This is a genomic window from Chryseobacterium capnotolerans (assembly GCF_021278965.1).
In the GTDB taxonomy this organism is placed as follows: Bacteria; Bacteroidota; Bacteroidia; order Flavobacteriales; family Weeksellaceae; genus Chryseobacterium; species Chryseobacterium capnotolerans.
On record NZ_CP065589.1, the window covers coordinates 1,473,875 to 1,499,144 of the forward strand.

Below are 25,270 nucleotides of genomic sequence, written 5' to 3' on the forward strand. Positions count from 1 at the left end.
GAAAAGAAATAGGGCGGTTTGCTTCTATAAATAGGGCTTCCGTCTGGTTATTTAAAATATTAAAATATAGAGATGAAAGAATTTTTCCGTCTTTTAAAACGAGAGTTCAAGCTTTTTTCAGCAATTCAACATTAAGAACAGTGTTCTTCGTGGCACCGATCTTTTATGCCACTTTGCTGGGGTTTGTTTACCAAAGCGGAAAAGTTGAAAATACACCTGTATTAGTTATTGATAGAGATAATACTCCGTTATCAAACCAATTAACAGAAATGCTGGATGATAATAAGAGTATTAAGATCATCAAATATATTCAGGAACCGCTGAGCATAAAGGATGAAGTAATACGGCATGAAGCAGCAGCAGTGGTCATTATCCCGTCCCGGTTTGAGGGAGATATGCTCCAGAAAAAATATCCTGAATTGAATGTTTATATCAATACAGGAAACGTTTTAACAGCCAATTTTGCTTCCAAAGCGCTTCAGCTTACAATAGGGACATTTTCAGCAGGAGCATCCATTAAAGCACTGCAGAAAGCAGGAATGCCAGCAGCCAAAGCTGCAACCCAATATGAACCTTTCAAAGCCAATTATATTACTCTTTTTAACACTACCGGAAATTATCTGATCTTTATGTGGCCGGCAATGTTGGCGGTAGTATTACAACAGGTTATTTTGCTGGCAATGGCGGTAAGCTTTGCAGCAGAATTCCAAAGAGGATCTTTTGTAGAAGAGTATGTAAAAATGAAGAAGTGGGCATTTCCAACGATGCTGATTAAAGTAATTCCTATTTGGATATCTTCTATTCTTATTGTAGGTATTTATTACTTCATGCACATGATCTTCAGGGTTCCGATGCCGGAAGGAATACTTAATTTCATTCTTCTGACAGCCGTTTTTGTTGGTTCTGTATCATTTCTTGGGGTATTCATCAGTATATTAATTCCGGATGCTTTGAAGGCCACCCAAATCCTTATGGTCATTGCTTCTCCTGCCTTTATCATTAGTGGATTTACTTGGCCATTAAGCGCCATGCCGGCATTTGTACAATTTATTGCAAATATCATTCCTTTGACTCCGTTCTTACAGGCGTTTAAAATTCTGTTGATTCAGAAAGGATCTGTAGAGCTTACTTTCCCCTATTTGAAACATTTAAGCATTCTTTTAGTAGTTTATGCCATTATAGGATGGATTGCTTTGAAGGTCAAGCTTTGGTTTATCTTTAAGAAAGCAGTTCCGCAAGAAATTGCTTTGGAAGGAGCTTCTGAAGAGGAGACTAAATAAATGATATCAGTTTGAAATAGGTAAATCCCGAATGACGACCATGGTTTTCATTCGGGATTTGTATTTATATTCACCACCCCGTCAAAAATTCTTTGAATTTTTGCCACCCCTCCGGTGGAGGGGAATTATCAGACATCAAGTGGTAGTTGAGATAGAATAGTTGCGAAAAGATAAAACTGACACTAATACTCTCAAACTCTCAAACCCTCGAACTCTAAAAACTCACACCCCAAACATTGCAACAAAAAATTCTCCCACCCTAAAAATCAAACAAAAAAACTGATATATTTGTCTATAGTAAAAACAGATCGTATATGGAAAATGTATTTGACGCAAAAGACGCTCAAAACTATATTGATAGGATAAACAGGCTGGTAGAAGATACACATGGATTATGGGGGAAAATGACAGTAGATCAGATGCTGGCACACTGTTGTATTACTTATGAAATGGTATATGAACCGGAAAAACATAAAAAACCGGGATCTATTGCAAAGTTTATTCTGAAAACATTTGTAAAATCTAAAGTAGTAGGTGAAAAAGCTTATCCAAGAGATTCTCCTACAGCACCCCAATTCCTGATATCCGGAAGAAAAAACTTTGAAGAAGAAAAGAGAAGATTGATTGGTTTTATCCAAAAAACTCAGCAATTGGGAGCAGATGCTTTTGATGGTAAAGAATCTTTTTCTTTCGGAAAATTAAAAGCTCAGGAATGGAACAATATGTTTGCAAAACATCTGAACCATCACTTGGCTCAATTCGGAGTTTAAAAATCACGATATGAAAAAACTTTTATTACTCTTTATACTGGCTGGCAATTTTGTGTGGGCACAAATGCCGGATATTTCAAATACATGGCTGAACAACAGTAAACCCTATATCGGAACCATTGGAAATAAAGGACAGGAACTGAAGCTTAAAATTAATATTTCTGAACAAAATAAGAAAAATGACCAGCAGTATTTTGTTTCAGGATATTCCCTCGTAGATACCAATTATACCAAATGGGAAGGAACAATCACTATTTTAAAATATAAAGACTCTAAAAAACAGGGAACTGTATTTGGAGAATATGAACTGGCAGAAGAGAATAAAGGAAAACATTCGGGAGTTTTTAAAGGACGATTCGTTTATAATTTTAAATGGAATAGAAAAACTGAAAAAGTAGAAGGACAATATATTGAACTGATCGGTGACTGGAAAAGCTATGACGGAAGTCTGGAGTTTAAAACCCGCTTGAAAAATCAGTAAAAGCAAATTTGTCTTTAATAATCAATAATAATTTCTAAAAGGCTTAGTCCATAATTAATCTTAAAAATATGAAACTGGGAGCATTTTCAATCAGCTTAAGTGTAAAAGACCTTCAGAAGTCCAAAGATTTCTATGAAAAATTAGGGTTTACAACTATGGCAGGAGCTGCGGAGCAAAATTATCTGATCATGAAAAATGGATCTACTCTGATCGGACTGTTTCAGGCAATGTTTGATGGAAATATGCTGACTTTTAATCCTGGTTGGGATGAAAATGCACAGAACCTTGAGGTGTTTGATGATGTGCGTGAAATTCAGAAGCGTTTAAAAGAAGGGGGAGTGGAAATTGATAAAGAAGCGGATGAAACCACTTCAGGTCCTGAACATATGTACCTTAAAGATCCGGATGGAAATATGATCCTGATCGATCAGCATAGATAACAGAATTCAAAACAAATTAAAACTTAACTAAAAAAACAATCATGGCATCAGTAAACGTTTATTTAACATTCAATGGAAATTGCAGAGAAGCATTCGATTTCTATAAGTCGGTTTTCGGAGGCGAATATCCTTATATCGGAACCTTTGGAGAAATGCCTCCAATGGAAGGAAAAGAACTTCCGGAAGAAGATAAGGACAAAATTATGCACGTAACCCTTCCTATTTCTAAAGAAACTGTATTAATGGGAAGTGATACAGGCGGAGAATGGGCTTCTGATTTTAAAGAAGGAAACAATTTTTCAATTTCCATCAATGCAGAATCTAAGGAAGAAGCCAATAAATTATTTGACGGTCTTTCTGCAGGCGGGAAGGTAACAATGCCATTAGCCGATACATTCTGGGGGGCTTATTTTGGGATGTTTACCGATAAATTCGGGATCAACTGGATGGTTAATTATGATGATCCTGCCAAAATGCAGCAGCATCCTTAAGATTACTATTTCGTATATGAAATATAGTTATAAGCTACCGGCAGTCATACTGCCGGTTTTTTATTTGATATTATATTTGCATCCCGAAAATTTCTAAATTTGAACAAGAACAACAATAATTAATTAAAAATAATAGGATGAAATTTACCATTGAAGATATTAAAACCGAACATCAAAAAGTAAAAAGCGGAGCAGATTTCCCGCGATATATAAAAGCCATAAAAAGCCTTGGCGTTTCTCATTATACGGCTTACGTTGCAGAAGGAAATACAGAATATTTTGATGATAACAATGAATCTGCCCAGACAGGAAGTAAATATGATAAGCTTACTATTGCTGAAAAGGTGAATTTTGACCATTTTAAAGCAAGATTAAAACTTCATCAGCAAGGAGGTACAGATTATATGACATTCTGTAAAGATTGTGCAGAAAATGGAATTGAAGGTTGGGAAATAAATCTGAATGCAATGACCTGTACTTACTTTGATAAAGAACGAAGAGAAATTTTAGTAGAGCAGATTCCGAGTTAAAATAGTTGGAATTCGGGCAAAACACAGATTTAAAGTTGTTAATCTATAAGCTTGATTAAGCCACTCATAAAATACTGTTTGTTATTATTGATTTAAAGTATTAATTTTGTTAAAAACGATAGATAATAATAATTGATAAACATGAGAAAGGTTTTAACGAAGTTGGCATTTACAGTATTAAGCTTAGGTTCGGTTCTTACATGGGCACAAAAAATGATTTGGGAGCCTGGTATATGTATTTTGGAAATAATAAGATCAGTAAAAAGCTGAACTGGCACAATGAAGTTCAGTACAGAAATTTTGATGCGATTGGAGATTTGGAACAGCTTCTGATCCGTACCGGGATTGGATATGACCTTACCGAAAACAATAATAATGTATTGTTGGGGTATGGTTTTATTCTAAGCCAGCCTTATGTAAACGGGGATAAAAAAGAAAATATAGAACACAGGATCTTCCAGCAGTATATTACCAAGCAGAAGTTCGGACGTTTTCACCTTCAGCATCGTTATCGTTTAGAGGAACGTTTTCTGGAAGACGATTTTAGAATGAGATTCCGTTATATGTTAGGGTTCAATATTCCGATCACTCAAAAGGAAATGTTACCGAAAACACTGTATGCATCAGTGTATAATGAAATTTTCCTGCATTTCAATAGCCCTACTTTTGATAGAAACAGAGTCTATGGAGCGTTAGGCTATGTAATTAACAAAAACATGAGAATTGAAGCCGGATATATGAATCAGATTCAGGAAAACAGAAACAGAGGACAAATTCAGATTGGTTTTTATAATAATATACCATTTACCAAAAACTGATTGTACCTGTTTTTTGCTGAATGCACTGATGAAACTCTCATTTGAGATATTGATTAAAATTAACACAAAAAAACAACACATATGCATTCAGGAAAAAGATTTGGAGCGCGTGAATTCATCAATTGGACACGCCGCAGTATTTATGCTTTAATCGTATTGGCAGCCATTCCTACGATTCTTTACTTTCTAGGTTGGAAATTTCTTTCCGTGCCCTGGCAGCCCATTGCGATCATGGGAACAGCAGTTGCTTTTATTGTAGGCTTTAAAAACAATGCCAGTTACAGCAGACTTTGGGAAGCAAGACAGATCTATGGGGCTATCATCAATGACAGCCGTAGTTTTGGATATATACTGAGAGATGCTCTTATCACAAAAGACTCAGGCAAAGTAAAAGAAATGTTTCTTCGTCATTATGCATGGCTTACGGCATTACGATTTCAGCTTAGAGAACCTAGAATTTGGGAAAATACAGGATCTGCACAGTTTGATGAATATGCTAAAAAGTATGATATTCCGGAGCGGCTTTCTAAGTTGGACGACGAACTGAAGAAGTACCTTTCAGAAGCAGAGCTTCAGTATATTCTGACTAAGAAAAACAGGGCAACACAACTGATGGCCGGCCAGAGTAAAGAATTGGCTGAAGCCTATGAAAAAGGAGAAATTAATGATTTTCAATGGACGCAGATCAATCAGCAGCTTGTAAAGTTTACTGACAGCCAGGGAAAAGCAGAAAGAATTAAGAATTTTCCTTATCCAAGGAACTTTTCTTCCATTACAACTTATCTTTTGTTGCTATTCATTGTATTTGTTCCTTTTGGATTATTAAAAGAATTTGATAAACTGGGCGAAGGGTCTATGGTGGAAGGATGGACCATTTGGTTCAATATTCCTTTTTCATTATTGGTGACATGGTGCTTTCATACCCTGGATAGTGTAGGAGAGGCATCTGTAAATCCATTTGAAGGAAGCGCCAATGATGTTCCTATCACTCAGATTAGCCGCACTATAGAAATTGATATGAGGGATATGCTGGATGAAACCGATCTTCCACCGGCAATTACTCCAAAAAATAATATTGTTCTTTAAATTAAAGAGCAAGAATTGATCATCTGTTCTAAATAAATCTGTGTTATCTGCAAAATCTGCTTGGGTGTAGATTATAACCATTTATTATAAAGACTTTTTCTGATTTAATTTGATAAAAAATAGTACTTAAAAAAACTAACTCAAAATGATTCACAGCTATGTTATAATATCCATTGTAGTCTTACTGTCTGTAATGATATTAGTAATGATTGGGCAAAAACTGAAGGTTGCTTATCCTATTTTTCTTGTCATTGCAGGATTATTGATAAGCTTCGTGCCGGGAATGCCTCGTGTAGAAATAGAGCCTGATCTGGTTTTTCTTATTTTTCTTCCGCCTATTTTATTTGAAGCCGCATGGTTTACTTCATGGCAGGACTTCCACAAATGGAGAAAACAGATCTTTTCCATGGCCTTTGGACTGGTATTTTTGACATCAATAGTAGTCGCTTATCTTTCGTCTTCTATTATTCCAGGACTTACTGTGGCGATGGGATTCTTATTGGGTGGGGTAAATTCTCCGCCGGATGCCGTAGCCGCAACTTCAGTGTTGAAGCATATGAAAATTCCAAAAAAAATTACCAATATCCTGGAAGGAGAAAGTTTAATTAATGATGCGTCCAGTTTAATTGTATTTAAATTTGCCCTTGCAGCAGTCATTTCAGGGCAGTTTATCTGGCGGGAAGCGGTGCAGGATTTCTTTACGATGGCCATTGGTGGAATTGCAGTAGGAGTAGCCGTAGGGTTCTTATTTGGAGCTTTATTGAGGATTATCCCTACCAATTCAAATATAGATACTGTTATCACACTGATCGTTCCTTACATCATGTATGTTGGAGCAGAACATTTTCATTTTTCAGGCGTTTTGGCTGTAGTTGCCGGGGGACTGCTGATGTCTTACAATTCTCATTGTTACCTGAGTCATACCTCGAGAATCCAATCCGGAAATGTCTGGAGTGTTTTAATATTTCTGATGAATACCATCATTTTTATTCTTATTGGCCTTGAACTGCCAATTGTTGTAGAAGGATTGACGGATTACACCATTTCCGAAGGAATTTTCTATAGCGTAGTAATTGGTGGAGCGATTATCGGAACAAGGATCGTCTATAGCTATGCATTGATGTATTTTCCAAGACTTTGCTCTAAAGAATTAAGGTTAAAAGTCCCGAAACCCGATTGGCGTGAACCTTTTATCATCAGTTTTGCAGCAATGAGAGGGGTGGTTTCATTAGCTGCAGCATTATCTATTCCTGCATTTTTACCTAATGGCGATGCATTTCCACACCGAAATATCATTTTATTCGTCACTTTTGTTATTATATTAATTACCCTGGTAGGACAAGGATTGTTGCTTTCTCCAATCCTGAAATTATTGAATATCCAGGATGCAGGAAGTGAATTGCCGGAAGAAAAGCAGGAAGTTATCTTGATGCGTAAGCTTAAAGAAACAGCTCTACATAAACTGGAAAATGATTTTTCTGAATTGGCAGTATCAAACAGTCTTGTTCGTCATCAAAAACATAAATTGGAAAACGAAATGATGCTGATGGCCGATAAAGCCCAGTGTATGGCTTCTACCGGAGATTATGTGACCGCCATTAATGAGAATAAAGATGTTCTTCGTCAGGTCATTCAGGCTCAGAGAAACGAATTGCATAGGATGAAAAAAGAGAAAATATTTGACGATCATGTAATGAGAACCATTGAAATGCAGCTGGATTTTGATGAAGCAAAGATTACCGGTTTTTCTCACTGATAATACCTGATTTTGCAATAAAGTAAAGATTAAACCCCAAAAGTCACAAAAGAATTTAGGCTGAGGTTAAGATTAATACTAACTTGCATAAAGTTCACCAATTTAAAATCTATAGATTTTAAAAACTTAAGTGTACTTCTTAGCAGTATGAATTTAATCTTACAATAACTTCAGTGTTAGGATTCTTTTGTGACTTTTGTAGTTAAAATAATTGAGTTAAATTTTAGTAATATGAGCACACCAATCACCGTCCAATACAAAATAAATGCTCCCATCGATAAGGTTTGGAAAGCTTTGACAGATAAAAACGAAATGAAGTCCTGGTATTTTAATATTCAGGATTTTGAACCGGAAGTAGGAAAGGTTTTTAATTTCTATGAACCCGGAGGTGAGAACAAATACCATCATCAAGGAGAAATTTTGGAAATTATCCCCAACCAAAAAGTAAAGCATAGCTGGTCTTATCCTGATTTTTCAGATCTGAAAACGATTGTAACTTGGGAATTGGCGTCTGAAGAGGACGGAACTTTAGTAAAGCTAACTCATGACGGAATTGAAAATTTTGAAGACCTCGGAGAAGGTTTTTCAAGAGAGAATTTTACCGGCGGATGGAACTCGATTTTAGGCCAAAGTTTAAAAGAATATTTAGAAAAAAGAGCATGATAGAATTACAGCCGTTCAATATTGATGATGCTTCAGCATTGATCTCAAACATTAAAGATAAAAGATCACTTCTGCAGTTTGCAGGACCAATGTATCATTTTCCATTGACTGAAGATCAGCTTGAAGGTGACTTGTCTGACGAAAACAGAACCCTGTTCAAAATAGTGGATGTAGAGAATCAGAATACAATCGGTCACGCACAGATATTTTTAAAAGAGAAAACTTTCCTGCTGGGAAGAATCTTAATCTGGGACGAGAACAATAGGGGAAAAGGGTACGGGAAAAAAGTAATGCAGGAACTTCTGAAATATGGATTTGAAAACTTCAACAGAGAACTGGCCGAACTCAATGTATATGACTGGAATACCGGAGCGGTAGAATGTTACAAAAAAGTAGGTTTTACGGTTGATCCGGATATAAAGAATGAAGTGAAAGTTGATGATGAAACATGGGTTTCAATCAATATGAAAATTCACAAAGAAACTTTTGAACGATAGAAATCATGAATAGATTTACCGGACTTCGTCCTATGCTTTGGACTGAAAATTTGGATGAAACTATAGGGTTTTATATTCATATTCTCGGTTTTGAACTTCTTGCCAGAAATGATGACTGGCATTGGGCATCTCTTCGAAAAGATGACGTCTATATCATGCTTGCTTTGCCTAATCAACATGAAGAATCTGCAGCCATTGGCTTTACAGGGTCATTTTATTTTAATGTAGATAAAGTGGATGAATTATGGGAAAATCTTAAAACAAAGACCAAAATTTGTTATGAGATTGAAACTTTTGAATGGGGAATGAGAGAATTTGCAGTATATGATAACAATGGATATATCCTACAATTTGGTGAACCTGTGGATAATATTGGCAATACGGAATAAAATTTGCTATTTTTGGGGAAATATTTAGAAAGTCAATGAAAAAAAATATAATAGCGGGTTTCGCAGCAATTTTATTACTGGCATCTTGTAACAAGGATAAAGAAATTCTTAATACACTAAACAATTATAATAATTCAATGGAAGCAAAAGGATATCATTTCGGTGATAAACTTCAACTTCCAAAAGAAGTAACGGAAAATGCGGAAAGTGTAACCATCAGTTTTGGAGATAAAGAAACAACAGATTTAACGATTGACCCGAAGTTTTTTACTTTAGGAGACAATGCTGTTACTTTTAATATCAAAACTAAAGGTGGGGAAACCTTAAATCAGGATGCAACCATTAATGTATTTGCAAAAAATCCTGAAAAAAATATTGCTTACCAGATTGTAGCAGAATATCCTCACGATCCTAAAAACTTTGTACAGGGGTTCCAGGCTGAAGGAAATACAATCTATGAAAGTGATGGACAAAACGGATCTTCACAGATCTTAAAATATACATTGGGAACCACTACGCCACTTGCTTCTACGAAACAGGCTCCTGAAGATTTTTCAGAGGGTAGCACGATTGTAGGAGATAAAGTATATCAATTGACATGGCAGAGTAAGAAAGGATATATCTATGATAAAAGCTCACTGAAATTATTATCAGAATTTGCTTATCCAAACGTACTGGGAGAAGGTTGGGGATTGACCTATGACGGGAAAAGCCTGATTGCATCAGATGGAAGCAAGCTTTTATACTTCCTTGATCCGAATGATCCTTCAAAATTGATCAAATATATTGCAGTAGCAGGAAGTTCGCAGGCATATGATCAATTAAACGAGCTTGAATATCATAACGGATTTCTTTATGCAAATGTATGGCAAAAACCAATTATCCTGAAAATCAATCCTGCAACCGGAGAAGTAGTAGGTACATTTGATTTCACGGAAATTGCAAAACAAAATACAAAAGGATCAGATGATGTTCTGAACGGAATTGCTTTCAAAGGAGAAAATATGTTGGTGACCGGAAAGAATTGGCCGAAGATTTATGAAATTCAATTGAAATAACTATTCACAATAGTCCATTTTATAAAAATAGCGTTCCTTAGGTAGCGCTATTTTCATTATTAGGAATTATAATATAGATATTTAAAACAATGCCAAACTCCATTAAATTAAACCTTATAGCTTGTCTTTCTATAATACTTTTGTTGACATCCTGTAATAAAAATAAAAAAATGATGGATTCTCTCGCAGATTATAATAATGCAATGGAGACCACAGGATATCATTTTGGGGATAAACTCCAACTTCCAAAAGAAGTTACTGAAAATGCACAAAGTATTACCATTAGTTTTATGCAGGGAGAAAGTTCAAGTTTAACAATAGACCCTAAATTTTTTAGTTTGGGAGATAATAAAGTTGTGTTTGTAATTAAAGCCAAGAATGGAGAAGTTTTTAGTCAGGATGCAACAATCAATGTGTTTACAAAAAGCAAAGAGAAAAATGGGGTCTATCAGATTGTAGCAGACTATCCTCATAATCCTGATCACTTTATAGAAGGCTTTCTGCTGGAGGGAAATACAGTGTATGAAAGTGATGGGTTAGAGAAAGAATCTCAACTGATAAAATATACTTTAGGTTCAACAGTTCCCACTATGGTAAGAAAACAACCTGCAGATGTCTTTTCAGAAGGCTGTACAATAGTTGGAGATAAGGTGTATCAACTTACTTATCGTAATAAAATTGGTTTTATCTACAATAAGAATACGTTAGAAAAGCTTTCAGAATTTCCCTTACCTAATGTAATTGGTGAGGGTTGGGGATTAACTTATGACGGAAAAAATCTTGTGGCTACAGATGGTTCAAAATATCTTTACTTCCTTGATGTAAATGAGCCTTCTAAAGTTGTAAAAACAGTAGGCGTGGCTGGGAATACAGAAATATATGAACACCTTAATGAACTTGAATATCACAAAGGTTTTATTTATGCAAACATTTGGCATAAACCTATCATTGTAAAAATTCATCCTATGACTGGAGAAGTAGTAGAGAAATACGATTTCACAAAGTTGACAGATGAAAATAATCAAGGTGATAGTGAGCATGTTCTGAACGGTATCGCTTTTAAAGGTGATAATATGTTGGTGACGGGGAAAAATTGGACAAAGATTTATGAGGTTGCCATTCAATAATTAAAAGTGTAAATTGCTGAAATTATATTTAAAAAAAATATTTTTATATAAAACATTGAGATTAATCTATCTGATATGCATTTTCGTCTTCTGTTCGTCAGCCGCACAGAGCGTTATTCCTTTGGATACCTTGAAACTGAAGGAAGCTAAAGATATGCTGGCTGATGACTATGGGAGCCTGTACATCTATAAAAATAAAGACTTTAGTTTTACCAAATATGATTCTTTAGGGAAGCAGATCGGGAAAATGATGCTTACTGTTCCCTACAAAGTGCAGACGGTACAAAATCCATTAAATGTACCTTTATTTTCGGAAAATGCTCAGGAAATGAAATTTGTAGACCAGAATATGAATGAAATCCAACGTATTGATTTCAAACAGAAATTTGGGTTTATAAGAATGGCCTATGCTGAAGATTTACAGCAATTGTGGCTGCTGGATGATAGTACAAAGAGGTTAATTCAATATAATTTCAGAAATGATACCACCATCAACTCATTTCCTTTTGATATTAGTTTCGAGGATCTGATGGATCTTCTGGTGTATGAAACCAAAGTATATGTTCTCACCAAAAAGCATATCAGAGTGTATAATCTGAAATTCGAAAAACTGTTTGAGGCTCCTGTAGATAACGGGAAACGTTTCAGAAGAGAGAACGACAATATTTTGGTGGTCACCAATAATTCAATTTTAAAATATGTTCCCGAGAAAGATATGAGTGTTATTTTTGATGACCCTGATGCACAAATTGTGGATAAAAACATCCTTTCTTATTTTGAAATCAAGGGGAACAAACTCTATCTTTACAGCCTTGAAAAAGTAAAGAAAGCCAGACAGCAAAAACAACAGGAAACTCAGCTTCAGATCATAGAGCAATCTACAGGAAAACCCGTAGAAAATGCTGAAGAAAAATCTAATGGAGGAGCAGAAAAGAAAAACTCTGACAATATATTGGAACAGTTGATTGAAGAAACTTCCGAGGTTCAGGCAGCAGGCGTAGAAAAGCTTATCAATTAATCAGTAAATACAAGGAAAAAGAATTATGCATATTGCAGTTACAGGAAACATTGGAGCAGGAAAAACAACTTTAACTACGATGCTTTCTAAGCATTACGGATGGGACGCACAGTTTGAAGACGTAGATCACAATCCTTATCTGGAGGATTTTTATTCAGATATGAGCAAGTGGAGCTTTGCCCTGCAGGTGTATTTTCTGGGAAGCAGATTCCGTCAGGTAAAAGAGATCAGAGAAAGTGGTAAAAACATTATTCAGGATCGTACGATCTATGAAGATGCCCACATCTTCGCGGAGAACCTGAACGATATGAATCTCCTTTCTGATAGAGATTTCAACAATTACTCATCTGTTTTTGATCTGATGAAATCTTTCGTTTCAGCACCGGATCTTTTAATTTATCTTAAGTCAGATGTTCCGAATCTGGTAAAGAAAATCTACAAAAGAGGACGCGAGTATGAAGCCTCTATCAGCATCGAATATTTGTCAAAATTAAATCAGAAATACGAAAAATGGATTTCCAACTATACGGAAGGAAAACTGCTGATTATTGAAGTGGATGATCTTGATTTCGTTGAAAAACCTGAAGACTTCGGATTAATTCTGGAAAAAATTGAAACTGAATTACACGGATTGTTTTAACAAACATTTATCAGAACATTAAGATAAGGTCCATTGAATTCTTGCTAAATTTGTGATAAGCAAGGTTAATTTTTTAAAATAATTGGAAATGTTAGTGAAAGTTTTACATAACGGAAGCTGTTCAAAATCAAATGCGGTGCTGGAGTATCTTGATGAAAATGGAGTACCTTTTGAGATCATCAATATCATTGAAGATCCACTAAGTATTTTGGAGATCAGAACGGTATTGAAAAAGCTTAATCAGAGTGTTTTTCATATCATCCGAAAAACAGATAAGCTGTATATTGAAAATTATGCAGATAAAAATTATTCGGAGGAAGAATGGATCAAGATCTTGTCTGAGAACCCTTCATTGATTCAAAGACCAATTTTAGTCAAAGGTTCAGTAGCTATGCTGGGAAGACCTATTGAAAATGTAAAGTTCTTTATTGAAAAATAATAAAAATAGATAAAATCTGCGGCTGTTTCGAAGAAACAGCCGCAGATTTGTTTTTTTAAGAAATTATATGATCTAGAATAGAATCATTATTAAACTAAAAAAGGCTGTCATCTGACAGCCTTTTTTAGTTTACAATAGAATAACGCCTTCTATTTTCGCTACTTCTTTATAAATTCTAACTACCTGATCGGCATCTAAAACAAATGCATTGATGTTGCAGGCTGTGTATTTTCCATTTTTGCTTTCGCGGTTTCCCAGTGTAAATTTAATCCCATCAAAAACTTTGTATATTTCAGTGAGTTTTGATTGGTCTGTAGGAATGATAAATTTAAATAAATAATCTTCCGGAAAATCATGATGACCCTCCAGTTTATCCTTTAGAGATTTATAAAATTCTTCAGGATTTGCGTGTTGATTTCCTTGTAATATATCCATCTGCAGTTCTAATATAATATATAAATATAGCGAAATTTTTTCTATTTTCCAAATGGTCCTAAGAGAGATTTGGAGTTCTGATGTTCATAATCTTCAATGATATTGAAGAGTCCGGCAACCAGCTGTTCAGAAGCAAGCTGGCTCAATCCGCCTGAATTTACAGTATTTTTATTTCCTCCTAAAAGATTTCCTAAGAAATTACTTCCGGATAAAGCTGTGTTGATGGTTTTTACAATCCCATATTCATTAAGCTTCTCATCTACCTTTGGAGCGATGGCCGCAATAAGCTGCTGTGATGTTTTTTCCTTCAGAATTTGTGTGGCGGTAGTTCCTTCAATAATTCTTGTTACATCCTGTGCATTTAGGCTGTTTACAGCACCTTGCAGAATAGGTCTTGATGTGTTTACCGTGTAAGCTGCTGCCTGTGCGATATAATCTCTTTCCTTAGCCACTAATGACGGAGCAATCTTTTCCAGCATGGAGTTAATTTCTCTCAGCTCTTTCGGAAGAGCCTTGTCGACCATATTGTTTTGCAAGAAGGCTTCTTTATTGGTATAAATTCCCATTCCTTTATCAATACCATTGAGTAGCATTCTTTTAATAATGGAAAGTCCCATATCACTTGTGGCAAGTGTTGTACAGGATTGTACGGTAGTGGTAATAACAGCACCGGTCCCCATTATAAGAGCCGCTGCAATGATATATTTTTTCATTGATCTTTTTTATTGCTTTTTTCAAAAACTGCACCAAAGGTAAATACTATTATCTATTTAACAAAATATTAATGATTAGTGAATTATTTGGTGATTTTTTTTGTGAAAAACATGATTTTGTTATTGATGATATGATATTAATTTGATGGTTATATTGGTTTTAAATTAATAAAATATGATTTAATTAATGTTTTTGTGTTTTAAAATGTAATTGTTTTTGAATTTTTAAGATATCTTAACATGTTTCGGTTTTTTTTCTATTTTTGGCTAATGTCTTCATTTGAGAAATTGAATGCTTCTAAATGAGACAATGTTGAAAATCTGATTGTACGAATAAAATTGAAACTATATGAAACAAAGTAATTTAAAGTATCCATGCCTCATCGCAGTTTTATACTTCGGGATGAACGTGAATGCACAGGTTACAAAAGACTCTGCCAAAGTTCAGAAGATTGACGAAGTAGTCATGATTGGATATGGTAGCCGTAAAAAAGTGGATAATACAACATCCATCAGCTCCATCAGTGCAGAAGAAGTAACCAAAACCAAAGTCCTGAACGCTTCACAGGCTATTCAGGGTAAAGCTGCAGGGGTACAGATTGTAGCATCTGATATGCCGGGATCTACGCCTATGGTAATGATCAGAGGGCTTGGGACGGTAACTGGAGGAAGATCTCCTTTATATGTTGTAGATGGAATGTTCCTTGAAAATATCAACAATATCAACTCTAATGATATTCTTACTTATGATATTTTGAAAGATGCAGCTGCGTTGGCTATTTATGGTAACAGGGCTGCAAACGGAGTAATTATTATTACAACGAAGTCAGGAAAAGGGAAACTAAGTGTTTCTTATGATGGCTTAGTAGGCGTAAGAAGTCCTTTGAAGACTGTGAAAATGGCAAATGCGTCAGAGTTTGCAACCTATAATAATGCTGCTCTTAATTTGAATAGATTTTCTACCAATCAACCAGTGAATACAGATTGGTTTAAAGAAATTACAAGAACAGGGATTTACAATCAGCATAACCTCTCAGTATCCGGATCTTCTGAGGCTGTGAAATATTTTTTCAGTTTAAGTAATTACGACGAACAGTCTATTTTAAGAGGCACAGATTATAATCGTGCTACCATCAGATCTAATAATGAGTTCAAGATTACTAAAGGAATTACCCTTTCTCAAAATTTCAGTGTAGCATTTACAAAAACGACTCCAAAACCTTTTAATGCATTTACAACTGCTTATAAGCAATCTCCTATGGTTCCTGTTTATTATCCTTCAGGACAATTTGGGATGCCATTTGTAAATGAAACGACAGGACTTGTAGATTATTCAGGGAAAAAATTTAATGATGTTACCAATCCGGTAAGTCAGTTATTGCTTAATAATGAGCAAAACAAAAATACTTTGCTGCAAGGAGGGTTGAAGTTAGATATAGATATCATTAAAGGATTAAAATTTACTTCTCAGTTTAATGGAGAGTACTCCAACTATAAATCTTATAATTTTAGAAATGAGGTTGATATATGGCTTGCAGAAGAACCTACAAGGGTTCCTGGAGGCTTCTCAAATACTAACCCTGTTAATACTTTAGAAAACACACGAGAAGATTATTATAACTGGTCATTAACCAATTATTTAACATATAATAAAAAATTCGGAGTTCATGATATTGAAGCAACAATAGGTACTGAAACTACAGTAAGAAATGGTATTGACCAGCTTATTTTAAAAAGAAAAAATTTGTTGTTGAATGATTCTAATTATTGGAACCTTAATGGAACCGATTATGTAAATAATGTTCAAAGTTTGAAATCTGTGAAATATGACAGGAATACTACTGTCTCTTATTTTGCCAGAGCACAGTATAAATTAATGAACCGTTATTTGCTAAGTGCAACGATAAGACGTGATGGATCTTCACAGTTTGCAGCAGGTCAAAAATGGGGAACTTTCCCATCATTCGGAGCAGGATGGATTATTTCTGAAGAAGAGTTCATGAAAGACGGATTCTTTGATCTGTTAAAATTAAGAGGAGGTTGGGGTAAATTAGGAAATCAAAGAGTTCCTTTGAATTACCTGCCTTTGAATTCAGGTAAAGATTACAACTATGGTTTTGGAAACGCTAATCCAGTGAGTAATGGTATTACCGTCAACAAAGGGTATGATCCCGTATTAGGATGGGAAGTTACTGAAGAATCATCTTTAGGATTGGACTTTGGATTGTTTAATAAGAGATTAACCGGAGGTATTGATGTTTATAACAGAGAAACCAATAATCTTATTTTAGGAATTACCAATTATATTACTTCAGGACAGTCTGAAACGTATTATTCTCACGTAGGGGCAGTAAGAAATAGAGGAGCGGAATTTTCATTGAACTGGGCTGATAAAGTAGGTGAAAACTGGACTTACTCTTTAGGAGCCAATTATTCTTACAATCAAAATACATTGACCAAAGTAGATACAAGCAAAAATATTGCACAGTTGAGTGGTGGAGATCTGGGCAATGGACAATGGGTGAAACTATTTAACAGTTCCACAGTCGGACAAGCTTTGGGAAGCTTCTATTTATGGGAATATGATGGGGTAGATGCCAATGGTAATATGAAATATAAGGACCTTAACGGGAACGGTATTACAGGATCTGCTGATGCAGGAGACAGAAAATATTTTAATTCTTATATTCCTAAATCTACTTTAGGGATTAATGTTTCTTTAAGTTATAAGAACTGGGATTTTGCTGCAAATGGATATGGAGCCTTTGGGTTTAGCGTTTATAATGGTAAAAAAGCGCAGAGAAGTAACAGTGTAAATATTGAATCTTCAGTAGCTCAGGATTATTGGTCTCCATCCAATCAGAATTCATATCATCCAAAGCCTTATACAGATAATCCTATTGCCTCCACTTATTTCTTAGAAGATGGGGATTACTTTAGAATTAATAATATCTCAATCGGATATACTGTGAGGAATGTAGTAGATTATGTAAAATCAGTGAAGTTTTATGTAAGCGCGATCAATCCTTTTGTATGGCAAAAATATTCAGGATATTCCTCAGAGTTATCAGGTTATAATCCGGCAGATGCGAAAACAGAAGGGGATCCTTACAAAATGGCAGGGGTAGAATTAAATGCTTACCCTACGTTAAAATCTTTTGTATTTGGTGTAAACGTAAACTTTTAGAAAAAATGAAAAGAAATAAGATATTATTAGTCTCTTTAATGTTATTAGGTTCAGTAGCTGCTGTACAAAGTTGTAGTGATGAATTTATTGATGTGAAACCCTCGGAGTCAATGACAATTGATGACCTTGAAAAATTTAATAATGATAATGGAGCCACTTACTTTGTGAATTCTATCTATGCTAAGTTTTTAGACTGGAATATGAGCACATTTGCCTGGATAGGGGTTACTTCGATTATTTCTGATGATGCTGATAAAGGATCTACTGATGGAGATACCGGATCTGATAAAAACCTTTTGGATGCATTGAATATTACTGCTACAACACCATCATTTAAAGAACTTTTTGCTTCTAACTATCAGGGAATTAATAGATGTAATGAGGCTTTGAAATATATCCCGCAATTAGATAAAGCAAACCCTGAATTGCGTAAAAGACTAATGGGGGAGGCAAAATTCCTTAGAGCATTTATGTATTTCACCCTTGTGAAATCTTTCGGAGGGGTGCCTTTGGTAGATCGTGTTCCTATTTTAGGAAATGCTGAGGATAAAAAAATGCAGCTAACAAGAGTTTCTAAAGAAGAAATATATGCATTCATTGAAAAAGACCTGAAAGAAGCTATTGAATCATTGCCAGGGAAAGGAACATATGGACCAACAGAGGTAGGAAGAGCATCGGTAGGAGCAGCGCATGCTCTTTTGGCTAAAGTTTATCTTTATCAGAAAAAATGGCAACTAGCCGCCGAACAATGTGATTTAGTGACAGGATACTCTTTAACTCCTAACTTTATTGATATTTATAAAGTTTCTGGAGAGAATAATGCTGAATCAATTTTTGAAATTCAGGGTTCAGGTGCTGATGCAGGAAGAGCTATCCAGCAGTACAGTAAAGTTCAGGGAGTTCGTGGTACCGGAGGCTGGGGCTGGGGATTTGCTACGCCTACTCAAGGATTATATGATGCTTATACAGCAGAAGGAGACACAGAGAGAAGAGACGCTACGATTATTCATAGAGATATGACATTGTATGACGGAAGATATATTCCTAATACAGTAGAGAACAAATTCTATAATTATAAGGCTTATTCTTCAGCATTTTATGATAAAGATGCGACTGATACCAATATCCGTTACCTTAGATATGCAGAAGTTTTGTTAATCAAAGCGGAAGCTCTTAATGAATTAGGTCAGACTGGTGTTGCTATTCCTTTACTAAATCAGGTAAGAGAAAGAGCCAAAATTACTCCAACTGCAGCTACTTCTCAGGCAGATGTAAGAACAGCAATCTGGAAAGAAAGAAGACTGGAATTAGCTTTTGAGCATGATAGATGGTTTGACTTAGTAAGAACTGGTCAGGCACAAGCGGCAATGGCTGCAGATGGCGGTAAAAAATTCATCGTTGGAAAACATGAACTATTCCCACTTCCTTATGAATTTATCCTGGAAGCAGGAGGGCTGTCTCAGCAAAACCCAGGATACTAACATATAACCATAAACTAGAGGAGAGTGAAAATTCTCCTCTAATTTTATAACCCATAACCCGATACCAATGAAAAGGACCTTATTATCAATTGCCGTAACTTCTTTATTCTTTACTTATTCTTGTAAAAATGCTCAGGTTTCCCAACCGGAAATTGTAAAAAATAATAGTGTGAAAAGTACCATCACAGATGAACAGTTGATGGATCAAGTACAGAAAGATGCCCTAAAGTATTTCTGGGATTATGCAGAACCTAATTCTCTGCTAGGAAGAGAACGTTATCATGAAGATAATATCTACCCGGATAATGATAAACATGTCATCACAACCGGAGGTTCAGGATTTGGATTGGCAACTTTATTGGTAGGAGTAGAGAGAGGATTCGTTTCAAGAAAAGAAGCGGTGAAAAGATTGACTCATATCATGGATTTTCTGGCAAAAGCAGACCGTCATAAAGGCGCATGGTCACATTGGATTAATGGGGAAACGGGAAAAACAGTTCCTTTTGGGAAAAAGATAATGGCGGAGATCTTGTAGAAACCGCTTTTCTTACCTCAGGAATATTAATGGTTCGTGAATACTTTAAAAATGGAAATGCTGAAGAAAAAGCCTTAGCAGCAAAATGTGATGAACTTTGGAAAGGAATTCAATGGAACTGGTACACCAAAGGTGGAGAAAAAGTATTGTACTGGCACTGGTCTCCGGAATACCAATGGGAAATGAACTTTCCACTGGAAGGTTACAATGAATGTTTAATTACCTATATCCTTGCCGCATCTTCACCTACCTATTCCATAGATGCTGAAACATATTATAAAGGCTGGACCCGAAATGGAACTTACCTTACCGACAAAACAAAATATGGATTACCTCTGTATGTAAAACACAACTATGCCGAAGAATATGGCGGGCCGCTTTTCTGGGCTCAATATTCATACGTTGGGCTTGACCCGACAGGGTTATCTGATAAACTGGTGAAAAACTACTTTGATATTAATAAGAATCAAACTCTTATCGATTATAAATACTGTGTTGAAAATCCAAAACAATGGAAAGGGTATGGACCTAATTATTGGGGATTAACAGCCGGATATACAAGAAATAAGGATGGAAGTACCGGCTATACCGCTCACATGCCAGGAAATGACAATGGAGTAATAACACCAACTGCCGCTTTGAGCAGTTTCCCATACACACCAAAAGAATCCATGAATTTTTTAAGGTTCATCTATACCCAAAAACCCGAATTCATTGGATCTGCCGGCCCTTACGATGCAACATCCATCAATTATAACAATTGGTTTACCCCAAGATACCTGGCTATCGATCAGGGAACAATAGCTCCTATGATAGAAAACTACAGAACAGGCTTCTTATGGAAGTTGTTTATGAATGCTCCCGAAATTCAACAAGGATTAAAAAAACTGAGCTTTCAATCTACTAAGTATGGAATAAAATAATTGATTAGAAGAGGTTCGTAAAGACAACTTCAATCAATGATAAAAAATAAGCTCGCAGATTTGGCTGTTACCACAGATTTTGAATAGGACTCAAACACAATAATCTGCATAATCAGCGAGAGAAACAAAATCAAATCCAAAGGCTTTAACCAAAACCTAATATCACTATGAATTTAAAACACATTCCCCTTTTATTGCTGCCGTTTTCCTTACAGCTTAATGCCCAGGAAATAAAAGCAGAACTGAACAAAGAGTTTAAACGGCAGGAAAAAATGTCCTATATATTGGATTATCCTAAGAATACAAAAGGAAATGTACCATTAATCGTTTTTCTTCACGGTTCAGGAGAAAGAGGAAATAATCTGGAGCTGGTAAAGGCCCACAGCCCTTTCACTTATAAAAATCTGATCAAAGAACCTGTTGCTATTTTGGCTCCACAGTGTCCGGCAGATAGCTGGTGGGACACCGTTACAGTATATAATCTGATCAAGGAAATCCAGAAAAAATATAAAATTGATGCCTCCAGAATTTACCTTACAGGACTTTCTATGGGAGGTTGGGGAACATTAAAGCTGGCCATGGAACATCCTGAAATGTTTGCGGCAGTAGCTTCAGTTTGTGCCCCTACCGATCAGGTGATGACGGCCAATATTCAACAGTTTAAAGATTTGAATATGAAAATATTCCATGGTGGAATGGATGATATTGTATTGCCGGAAAATGCTTTCAAATTTTATCAGAAACTTCATCCTGTAAATCCAACAGCAGAATTGGTGATCTTCCCGAATGATAATCATAACTCTTGGGATTCTACATATTCAAATCCGCAGTTGTATGAATGGATGCTGTCTAAAAAGAAAGAAAAATAATAGGAATATGAGTTTCGTACAACGAAAGAAGACTCCATAAAAATCAAAACAATAATAATAAGAAGATAGATTTATGAAAAAGTTAATTGTACTTGCAACCCTGGCCCTTTCGCCGGTATTTTCTGCTCAGGAAATGGTGGATAAACCAGTACAGTCTTACCAGACTGCTCAATACCAGGCCAAGAAAAAAGCCTTTGTAGATAATCTTTTATCTAAAATGACATTAGATGAAAAAATCGGACAGCTGAACCTTCCAACCTCTGGTGATTTTACTACCGGGATGGCTCAGAGTTCAGATATCGGAAAAAAAGTAGAGCAGGGATTAGTAGGAGGATTATTCAATATAAAAGGAGCAGATAAAATTAAAGCAGTTCAGAAAGTGGCTGTTGAAAAAAGCCGACTGAAAATTCCTATGATCTTCGGAATGGATGTGATCCATGGATATGAAACAACATTTCCCATTCCGTTAGGATTAGCCGCATCATGGGATATGAATCTGGTACAGCAGTCTGCAAAAATTGCCGCTAGAGAAGCAGCTTCTGATGGGATTAACTGGACATTTTCGCCAATGGTAGATATTTCCCGTGAACCAAGATGGGGAAGAGTGTCTGAAGGTTCCGGTGAAGATCCGTATTTAGGAAGTGAGATCTCAAAAAACATGGTATATGGTTATCAGGGGAAAGACCTTGCTAATGGTACAAATATATTAGCGTGTGTAAAACACTTTGCATTGTATGGAGCTGGAGAATCCGGAAGAGATTACAATACTGTTGATATGAGCCATGTAAGAATGTTCAACGAATATTTTCCACCTTACAAAGCTGCTGTAGATGCTGGAGTAGCTTCCGTAATGGCTTCTTTTAATGAAGTAGACGGAGTTCCGGCTACAGGAAGCAGATGGCTTCAGACTGAGGTGCTGAGAAATCAATGGAAATTCAAAGGCTTCGTAGTAACTGACTATACCGGAATCAATGAAATGGTTGATCATGGAATGGGAGATCTACAGCAGGTTTCAGCGCTGGCCCTAAAGGCAGGGGTTGATATGGATATGGTAGGAGAGGGCTTTTTAACCACTTTAAAAAATCTCTATCCGAAGGAAAAGTTACCCAGGCAGAAATTGATATGGCTGCGAGACGAATTCTTGAAGCAAAATATGACTTAGGTCTTTTCGATAATCCATACAAGCATGGGGATGCAAAACTTGCTTCCAAAGAAGTGTACAATATGGAAAATCGTAATGTTGCAAGAAACGTTGCGGCCCAGTCAATGGTTTTATTGAAAAATGAAAATCAGGTATTACCTTTAAAAAAATCAGGAACGGTTGCGGTAATCGGACCCTTGGTGAATAACTCTATGAACATGGCCGGAACCTGGAGCGTTGCTACAAAACACAGTGTTTCAGTTAACTTAATGCAGGGACTTCAGGCCAACTATGGTAAAGAAGTAAAATTCCTTTCTGCTAAAGGAGCCAACATCGATTACGATGCAAAGCTGGAAGAAATCTATGCAGCTCACGGAAAGAAAACCGACAGAGATAACCGTTCCAAAGAAGAATTGTTAAAAGAAGCGGTAGACGTTGCCAATAAAGCAGATGTTATTGTTCTGGCGATCGGAGAATCAGCAGAGATGAGTGGAGAATCTTCATCAAGATCAGAAATCACTATTCCTCAGTCACAAGTTGACCTGTTAAACGAGTTGAAAAAGACCGGAAAACCAATTGCAATGATTCTTTTCACTGGCAGACCATTAGCATTAACAAACGTGAAAGACACTCCTGATGCCATCCTTAACGCGTGGTTCCCAGGTTCAGAAGCTGGAAATGCTATGGCTGATGTCCTTTTGGGAAAAGTAAACCCGTCAGGAAAATTACCAATGACGTTCCCAAGAAGTTTAGGGCAGATTCCTATTTATTATAATGCTAAAAATACAGGCCGTCCGCTAGATCAGAAATTGACGGATAAATGTGAATACCAAAGATTTCGTTCCAATTATATGGATGAGTGTAATACACCTTTGTATGCATTCGGATACGGATTGAGCTATACAAAATTCAATTACTCTGACATCAGTATTTCCAATACCAATCCAAAGGGTAACCAGGAAATTCAAGCGTCCGTTACAGTAACCAATTCCGGAAACTATGATGGTGCTGAGGTTGTTCAGCTGTACATCAGAGACATGGTGGGAAGTATTACAAGACCTGTAAAAGAACTCAAAGGTTTCCAGAAAATATTTTTGAAAAAAGGAGAATCGAAAAAAGTAACCTTTACCATCACTCCTGAAAATCTGAAGTTCTACAATGGAGATTTAAAATATGACTGGGAATCAGGAGATTTCGATATTATGATTGGAACTAGTTCCGATGAGGTGAAGCATTCAAAGATCAATTGGACAAAGTAAAAGAAGAGATTTTTTTTCACAGTAATGTGTTTTATGATTTTTTTGGCATGATTTTTATTAATATCCTGCTCAGTTATCATAAATACAAACAACATGAAAAAAACAATTGTATTGAGCGCAATGTTCCTTGGTACCTTAGCATTCGCACAACAAACACCGGTATTAGGTGGCGATAAAGATGCTCACGGATGTATCGGTTCAGCAGGATATACGTATTCACAGATCAAGAAAAACTGTGTAAGAACTTTTGAAGAAAAAATCAAATTAAAAGAGGTTGCTACAAAAGGAGATTATATCGCAGCGGTTATTTTCAGTAAAGACATGAAGAAAGCTGAAGTTTTTGTTAAAGATGCTGAAGGAGGAAGTATTATTCTTACCAGAGCAGGAAAAGCAAAAGCTTGGAAAAAAGATGGGTATGTACTGACTCCTTACAAAAAAAGCGGTTATCAGCTTAAAAAGGACAATGTAGTGATCTATCAATAAAATCAGATTCTCAAAGAAAATCAAGTCACTCGAAGGAGTGGCTTTTTTTGTAAAATTAATTCACATAAAATAGAATTCATAGACTACTTAGAACGAGAATATTTTTCGTAACTAAGAATGAATTAGTATCTTTATTTCCAAAATACTTTTACCAAACTGAAAACATTAATAATTTAAATATGAAAAAACCAATTTTATTGAGCATGATGTTCCTGGGATCTTTAGCTTTAGCCCAACAAAAAGCCCCTGTTTTGGGAGGTGATAGGGATGTTCATGGTTGTATAGGCTCTGCGGGGTATACGTATTCACAACTCAGAAATAATTGTATAAAGGTTTTCGCACAGAAAATTAAATTAAAAGAAGTTGGCTCAGATAAAAGCTATACTACTATGACGGCTGTTATTTTTAGTAAAGATATGAAGCAGGCAGAAGTTTTTATTCCGGAGGGAAACGCAAAAAGCATTCTCCTTGATAGAGAAGGAAAAAGTAAAATCTGGAAAAGTGGAAGCTATATTAAAGAGACCTATGTATTAACACCTTACAAAAAAACAGGCTACCAGATTAAAAAAGATGATGTAGTAATCTATCAATAAAATGATATTTTCTAAGAAAATTAAACCACTCGAATAGGGTGGTTTTTTTATGAATTGAGATCTCAGATCTTAAAATATTTTCAGGAGCCTGATCCCGCTATCCACTCATACTCCTCACGCCATCTCCCTTGCCCTGAGCGTAGCCAAAGGGCCAACTCCATGCTGCGG

General features: G+C 35.8%; 24 protein-coding genes and 2 pseudogenes. 24 read left to right on the top strand and 2 right to left on the bottom strand.

Features of this window, described 5'->3' with window-relative positions:
• Nucleotides 1-149 precede the first annotated feature (149 nt).
• From H5J24_RS06835 to H5J24_RS06915, 17 genes are all read left to right on the top strand, one after another.
• Complete coding sequence (locus H5J24_RS06835; protein ID WP_232816158.1) at nucleotides 150-1,280, top strand: ABC transporter permease; 1,131 nt, start codon at nucleotides 150-152, stop codon at nucleotides 1,278-1,280.
• A gap of 314 nt (nucleotides 1,281-1,594) precedes the next feature.
• Nucleotides 1,595-2,050: a DUF1569 domain-containing protein gene (locus H5J24_RS06840; RefSeq protein WP_068943821.1), complete on the top strand. Its 456-nt coding sequence runs from the start codon at nucleotides 1,595-1,597 to the stop codon at nucleotides 2,048-2,050.
• 10 nt (nucleotides 2,051-2,060) lie between these two features.
• Nucleotides 2,061-2,531 (top strand): hypothetical protein, encoded by a 471-nt coding sequence (locus tag H5J24_RS06845; RefSeq protein ID WP_068943820.1) that lies wholly within the window; start codon nucleotides 2,061-2,063, stop codon nucleotides 2,529-2,531.
• 68 nt (nucleotides 2,532-2,599) lie between these two features.
• Entirely contained in the window at nucleotides 2,600-2,971 is a 372-nt protein-coding gene (locus H5J24_RS06850; RefSeq protein ID WP_068943819.1) for a VOC family protein, read from the top strand.
• A 41-nt stretch (nucleotides 2,972-3,012) separates the two neighbouring features.
• Nucleotides 3,013-3,462: a VOC family protein gene (locus H5J24_RS06855; RefSeq protein WP_068943818.1), complete on the top strand. Its 450-nt coding sequence runs from the start codon at nucleotides 3,013-3,015 to the stop codon at nucleotides 3,460-3,462.
• 137 nt (nucleotides 3,463-3,599) lie between these two features.
• Entirely contained in the window at nucleotides 3,600-3,992 is a 393-nt protein-coding gene (locus H5J24_RS06860) for a DUF1398 domain-containing protein (RefSeq protein ID WP_068943817.1), read from the top strand.
• Between the two features lie 200 nt (nucleotides 3,993-4,192).
• Nucleotides 4,193-4,810, top strand: a complete 618-nt coding sequence (locus tag H5J24_RS06865) for a DUF2490 domain-containing protein (protein ID WP_232816159.1) — start codon at nucleotides 4,193-4,195, stop codon at nucleotides 4,808-4,810.
• Between the two features lie 81 nt (nucleotides 4,811-4,891).
• Entirely contained in the window at nucleotides 4,892-5,896 is a 1,005-nt protein-coding gene (locus H5J24_RS06870) for a bestrophin family protein (protein WP_068943815.1), read from the top strand.
• 145 nt (nucleotides 5,897-6,041) lie between these two features.
• Nucleotides 6,042-7,652: a Na+/H+ antiporter gene (locus H5J24_RS06875; protein WP_068943814.1), complete on the top strand. Its 1,611-nt coding sequence runs from the start codon at nucleotides 6,042-6,044 to the stop codon at nucleotides 7,650-7,652.
• A 231-nt stretch (nucleotides 7,653-7,883) separates the two neighbouring features.
• Entirely contained in the window at nucleotides 7,884-8,315 is a 432-nt protein-coding gene (locus tag H5J24_RS06880) for an SRPBCC family protein (RefSeq protein ID WP_068943813.1), read from the top strand.
• A complete protein-coding gene (locus tag H5J24_RS06885) occupies nucleotides 8,312-8,812 on the top strand; it encodes a GNAT family N-acetyltransferase (protein ID WP_068943812.1) in 501 nt (166 codons plus the stop codon). The genes H5J24_RS06880 and H5J24_RS06885 overlap by 4 nt, the downstream gene beginning before the upstream one ends.
• Nucleotides 8,813-8,817: 5 nt before the next feature.
• Entirely contained in the window at nucleotides 8,818-9,201 is a 384-nt protein-coding gene (locus tag H5J24_RS06890; RefSeq protein WP_068943811.1) for a VOC family protein, read from the top strand.
• A gap of 35 nt (nucleotides 9,202-9,236) precedes the next feature.
• Nucleotides 9,237-10,259 (top strand): glutaminyl-peptide cyclotransferase, encoded by a 1,023-nt coding sequence (locus H5J24_RS06895; protein ID WP_068943810.1) that lies wholly within the window; start codon nucleotides 9,237-9,239, stop codon nucleotides 10,257-10,259.
• Between the two features lie 101 nt (nucleotides 10,260-10,360).
• On the top strand, nucleotides 10,361-11,386 hold the full coding sequence (locus H5J24_RS06900; RefSeq protein ID WP_068945142.1) for a glutaminyl-peptide cyclotransferase: 1,026 nt from the start codon (nucleotides 10,361-10,363) through the stop codon (nucleotides 11,384-11,386).
• A 55-nt stretch (nucleotides 11,387-11,441) separates the two neighbouring features.
• Entirely contained in the window at nucleotides 11,442-12,404 is a 963-nt protein-coding gene (locus H5J24_RS06905; RefSeq protein ID WP_068945141.1) for a hypothetical protein, read from the top strand.
• Between the two features lie 25 nt (nucleotides 12,405-12,429).
• The gene (locus H5J24_RS06910; RefSeq protein ID WP_068943809.1) at nucleotides 12,430-13,044 is read left to right on the top strand and encodes a deoxynucleoside kinase; all 615 of its coding nucleotides are present in this window, start codon (nucleotides 12,430-12,432) and stop codon (nucleotides 13,042-13,044) included.
• An 88-nt stretch (nucleotides 13,045-13,132) separates the two neighbouring features.
• Nucleotides 13,133-13,483, top strand: a complete 351-nt coding sequence (locus H5J24_RS06915) for an ArsC/Spx/MgsR family protein (RefSeq protein ID WP_068943808.1) — start codon at nucleotides 13,133-13,135, stop codon at nucleotides 13,481-13,483.
• Nucleotides 13,484-13,612: 129 nt separating this feature from the next.
• Here H5J24_RS06915 and H5J24_RS06920 read toward each other — a convergent pair whose 3' ends face one another.
• Nucleotides 13,613-13,918, bottom strand: a complete 306-nt coding sequence (locus H5J24_RS06920; protein ID WP_068943807.1) for a DUF493 family protein — start codon at nucleotides 13,916-13,918, stop codon at nucleotides 13,613-13,615.
• A gap of 41 nt (nucleotides 13,919-13,959) precedes the next feature.
• Nucleotides 13,960-14,631 carry a DUF4197 family protein gene (locus H5J24_RS06925; protein WP_068943806.1) on the bottom strand — a complete coding sequence of 224 codons (672 nt, stop codon included), beginning with the start codon at nucleotides 14,629-14,631 and terminating at the stop codon, nucleotides 13,960-13,962.
• Nucleotides 14,632-14,980: 349 nt separating this feature from the next.
• Here H5J24_RS06925 and H5J24_RS06930 point away from each other — a divergent pair, with 349 nt between their 5' ends.
• The 7 genes and pseudogenes from H5J24_RS06930 to H5J24_RS06960 all read left to right on the top strand — a co-directional run bounded on the left by H5J24_RS06930 (nucleotide 14,981) and on the right by H5J24_RS06960 (nucleotide 25,102).
• Nucleotides 14,981-17,818, top strand: a complete 2,838-nt coding sequence (locus tag H5J24_RS06930; RefSeq protein WP_068943805.1) for a SusC/RagA family TonB-linked outer membrane protein — start codon at nucleotides 14,981-14,983, stop codon at nucleotides 17,816-17,818.
• A 5-nt stretch (nucleotides 17,819-17,823) separates the two neighbouring features.
• Nucleotides 17,824-19,299, top strand: coding sequence for a RagB/SusD family nutrient uptake outer membrane protein (locus tag H5J24_RS06935; RefSeq protein WP_068943804.1), 1,476 nt, complete (start codon nucleotides 17,824-17,826; stop codon nucleotides 19,297-19,299).
• A gap of 67 nt (nucleotides 19,300-19,366) precedes the next feature.
• A pseudogene (locus H5J24_RS06940) lies at nucleotides 19,367-20,757 on the top strand (glucoamylase family protein).
• A gap of 167 nt (nucleotides 20,758-20,924) precedes the next feature.
• Nucleotides 20,925-21,626 carry a carboxylesterase family protein gene (locus H5J24_RS06945; protein ID WP_068943802.1) on the top strand — a complete coding sequence of 234 codons (702 nt, stop codon included), beginning with the start codon at nucleotides 20,925-20,927 and terminating at the stop codon, nucleotides 21,624-21,626.
• A gap of 73 nt (nucleotides 21,627-21,699) precedes the next feature.
• Nucleotides 21,700-24,026 (top strand): annotated as a pseudogene (bglX, locus tag H5J24_RS06950) (beta-glucosidase BglX).
• A gap of 93 nt (nucleotides 24,027-24,119) precedes the next feature.
• Nucleotides 24,120-24,509 (top strand): hypothetical protein, encoded by a 390-nt coding sequence (locus H5J24_RS06955; protein ID WP_068943800.1) that lies wholly within the window; start codon nucleotides 24,120-24,122, stop codon nucleotides 24,507-24,509.
• Nucleotides 24,510-24,688: 179 nt separating this feature from the next.
• A complete protein-coding gene (locus H5J24_RS06960; protein WP_068943799.1) occupies nucleotides 24,689-25,102 on the top strand; it encodes a hypothetical protein in 414 nt (137 codons plus the stop codon).
• The last annotated feature ends 168 nt before the right edge of the window (nucleotides 25,103-25,270 follow it).